This is a genomic window from Hydrogenophaga sp., assembly GCF_028698005.1.
GTDB lineage: Bacteria > Pseudomonadota > Gammaproteobacteria > Burkholderiales > Burkholderiaceae_C > Hydrogenophaga.
On sequence record NZ_JAQVEJ010000231.1, the window covers coordinates 1 to 3,348 of the forward strand.

General features: G+C 69.5%; 4 protein-coding genes. 3 read left to right on the forward strand and 1 reads right to left on the reverse strand.

Features of this window, described 5'->3' with window-relative positions:
• Positions 1-528, reverse strand: a 528-nt coding sequence (locus PHQ87_RS15170; protein ID WP_300236184.1) for a hypothetical protein, incomplete at its 3' end; no start/stop codon positions are given.
• Between the two features lie 194 nt (positions 529-722).
• Between PHQ87_RS15170 and xdhC the strand changes: the two genes are divergently transcribed.
• The 3 genes from xdhC to PHQ87_RS15185 all read left to right on the forward strand — a co-directional run.
• The gene (gene xdhC, locus PHQ87_RS15175) at positions 723-1,574 is read left to right on the forward strand and encodes a xanthine dehydrogenase accessory protein XdhC (protein WP_300236187.1); all 852 of its coding nucleotides are present in this window, start codon (positions 723-725) and stop codon (positions 1,572-1,574) included.
• Positions 1,575-1,622: 48 nt separating this feature from the next.
• The gene (locus PHQ87_RS15180) at positions 1,623-2,819 is read left to right on the forward strand and encodes a urate hydroxylase PuuD (RefSeq protein ID WP_300236190.1); all 1,197 of its coding nucleotides are present in this window, start codon (positions 1,623-1,625) and stop codon (positions 2,817-2,819) included.
• Positions 2,820-2,876: 57 nt separating this feature from the next.
• On the forward strand, positions 2,877-3,348 hold a 472-nt coding region (locus PHQ87_RS15185), incomplete at its 3' end, for an alpha/beta hydrolase-fold protein (protein ID WP_300236193.1).

Sequence of the window (3,348 nt, forward strand, 5' to 3'; positions counted from 1 at the left end):
CCTCGAGCGCTGTCCCTCGGTCAGGGTGTCGAGCTGGAATTGGCCGCTCTTGTCCCACAGCCAGGTGTCGGTGTAGACGACGCTGCCCAGCCGGATGGGGGCGGGGTAGGGTGCAGCGGCCTGCACGGCGCGTTCGATCTCGACCTTGGCGCCCGGGTGGCTGGGCGGGCGCAACCAGTTGAAGGCCAGGATCTCGCCGCGGCGGCCGATCGACAACTGCATCACGCCCACGCCTTGCAGCAGGGGCGGCATCTTGCCCTTGAAGATGCGGTGGCTGTTCTTGCTGTAGAGGTGGCGGGCGCCGTCCTGGCGGTAGTCGCGCGGGCTGACCGCGTGCGAGACCAACGCGGGCAGGGGTTCGGGCGCGACGGCCGCCGGCGCCACGGGCGCGGGCGGTGGCTCGACCTTGGCCACCGGCGCCGATGGCGGTGCGGCACAGGAAGCCAGCAGCGCCGCCACGGCAAGGCCGAGCAGGGCGCGGGTGCCGGTCAGGGGGGCCTGGATGCGTGGGTCAGCAGTCGTCGTCATGGCCGTCATGAAGCAGGTATTTCAGGGGCGGCGTGTGCGGGCAGAGGACTGCCGGCGCCATGCCGGGTCTCGGTGACATGGGGGAAAGCTTATACAGTCTATGGCGTTTTGCACGATGGGTGCAATGGCCGCCACCGTCATACTGGGCCGGAATCCGCCAACTGTTACGCCTGCACACCGCTTCCATGGTCAAAATGCCACAGCCTGCCGACGACCTGCGCCGCCTGCTGGCCCGGCTGGCATCGGACCGGCGCGGCGCGGTGCTGGTGCGTGTGGGCCGCACCCGGGGCTCGGTCCCGCGTGACAGTGGCGCCTGGATGGCGGTGTGCCACGACGAGGTGATCGGCACCATCGGCGGCGGTTCGCTGGAGTGGCGGGCCATCGCGCAGGCGCGCGAGGCGCTGCGGCCGGGCGGGGCGCTGCCAGAGGTGCAGTCGGTGGCGCTGGGGCCGTCGCTGGGGCAATGCTGCGGCGGCGCGCTGGAGCTGACGTTCGAGCGCGTGTCCGCGAGCGATGCCGACGCGCTGAGCCGGCAACTGGCCGCAGCGCTGCAGCCGCTGGCGCTGTTCGGCGGCGGCCACGTGGGCCGGGCCCTCGTGCAGGCGCTGGCGCCGCTGCCCTATGCCGTGCACTGGATCGACAGCCGCGACGAGGTGTTCCCGCCGGGGCTGCCGTGCACCGTGCGGGCCGAGCATTCGGACCCGGTGCAGGCGGCGGTGGCCGACCTGGCGCCGGGCAGCCACGTGCTCATCATGAGTTTTTCACACGCCGAAGACCTGGACATCGTGGCCGCCTGCCTGGCGCGCCGCCGCGCGCGGGCCGACCTGGGGTTCATCGGCCTGATCGGCAGCCGCACCAAGTGGGCCAGGTTCGGCCACCGGCTGAGCGAACGGGGCTTCTCGGCCGACGAACTGGCGTCCATCACCTGCCCGATCGGCTTGCCCGGCATCACCGGCAAGGCGCCGGCGGTGATCGCGGCGGCTGTCGTGGCCCAATTGTTGCTGGTGGACAGCGGCGCCGGGCCGGCGGCGGTGGCGCCGGGTTGATACCGATCGGCGGCCACCCAAAACTGCATACACTTTTTTCGAGGAGCCATGGAAACCTACCTGCTCGACTGGGCCAATCTGCTGCTGCGCTGGCTGCATGTGATCGTGGCCATCGCCTGGATCGGATCGTCCTTCTATTTCGTCTTTCTCGACAGCAGCCTGACGCCGCCCGAGGACGAGCAGCTCAAGCTCGATGGCGTGAGCGGCGAGTTGTGGGCGCTGCATGGCGGGGGCTTCTACCACCCGGTCAAGTTCAAGGCGGCACCACCGAAGCTGCCCGAACACCTGCACTGGTTCTATTGGGAGAGCTACTCCACCTGGCTCTCGGGCTTTGCGCTGTTTCTGGTGTCCTACCTCTGGAGCCCCGGCGTCTATCTGATCGATCCGCGCGTGATGGACTGGAGCCCGGCGGGCGCGATCGCGGCGGCGCTGGCCTTCCTGGTGGTGTTCTGGCTGCTGTACGACGCCATCTGCCGCACGCTGGGGCAGACCCGCCACGGCGACGCCAAGGTGGGCGCGGCGGTGCTGGTGCTGGTGTGCGTGGCCGCCTGGGCCGCCACCCACATGTTCGCGGGGCGCGCGGCCTTCCTGCTGGTGGGTGCCATGCTGGCCACCGCGATGAGCGCCAACGTGTTCTTCTGGATCATCCCGGGCCAGCGCACCATGGTGGCCGACATGAAGGCCGGCCGCCCGGTCGATCCGATCCACGGCATCCGCGGCAAGCAGCGCAGCGTGCACAACACCTACTTCACGCTGCCGGTGGTGTTCGCGATGCTGAGCAACCACTACAGCTTCGTTTACTCGCACCCGCAGAACGGGGTGCTGCTGATCGCCATCATGTTCGCGGGTGCCGTGATCCGGCAGTTCTTTGTCCTGCGGCACGGCTACAAGCTGGGGCGCAACCGGCACCCCTGGCCCTGGGCGGCGGTGGGCGTGATCGTGCTGCTGGGGCTGATCTGGTGGCTGCGGCCCGCGCCCGCCGTGTCGGTGGCGCTGCCCGAGACGGTCGGTTACGCGCAGCTCAAGCCGGTGCTGGAGGCACGCTGCGTGCTCTGCCACGGCGAGGCGCTGCAATCGAAGAACGTCCGGCTGGACTCGCCGCAGGGCCTGCAGCAGCATGCCCAGACCGTGTACCAGCAGGTGGTGGTGCAAAAGCTCATGCCGCTGAACAATGCCACCGGCCTCACCGACGAGGAGCGGGCGCTGTTCGGCAAGTGGTTCCGCGACGGCGCCCGCGTGGATTGACACGGGGCACCGTTAAGATCGGCAAGCTCAGACCTTGCCCTGCCGGACGATGACCCCATGACCGCTTCCCTCGAACGACTCGAACTCCTCAGCGAGCACGGCTGCTTCGGTGGCGTGCAGCGCTTTTACAAACACTTCTCGCTCGACAGGATCGGCCTGCCGATGCGCTTCGCGCTGTACCTGCCGCCGCAGGCACTGGCCGGCGCCAAGGTGCCGCTGCTCACCTACCTGTCCGGGCTGACCTGCACCGAAGAGACCGCGACCATGAAGGCCGGCGCGCAGCGCCTGGCGGCCGAGCTGGGGCTGGCGCTGCTGATGCCCGACACCAGCCCGCGCGCCACCGGCATCGAGGGCGAGGCCGCGCACTGGGACTTCGGCGTCGGCGCCGGCTTCTACCTCGACGCCACCGAGCATCCCTGGGCCGGCCACTGGCAGATGGAAAGCTACCTGATCGACGAACTGATTCCCGGCGTGGCAGCCACCTTCGGGCTCGACGGCGATCGGCTGGGCATCACCGGCCATTCGATGG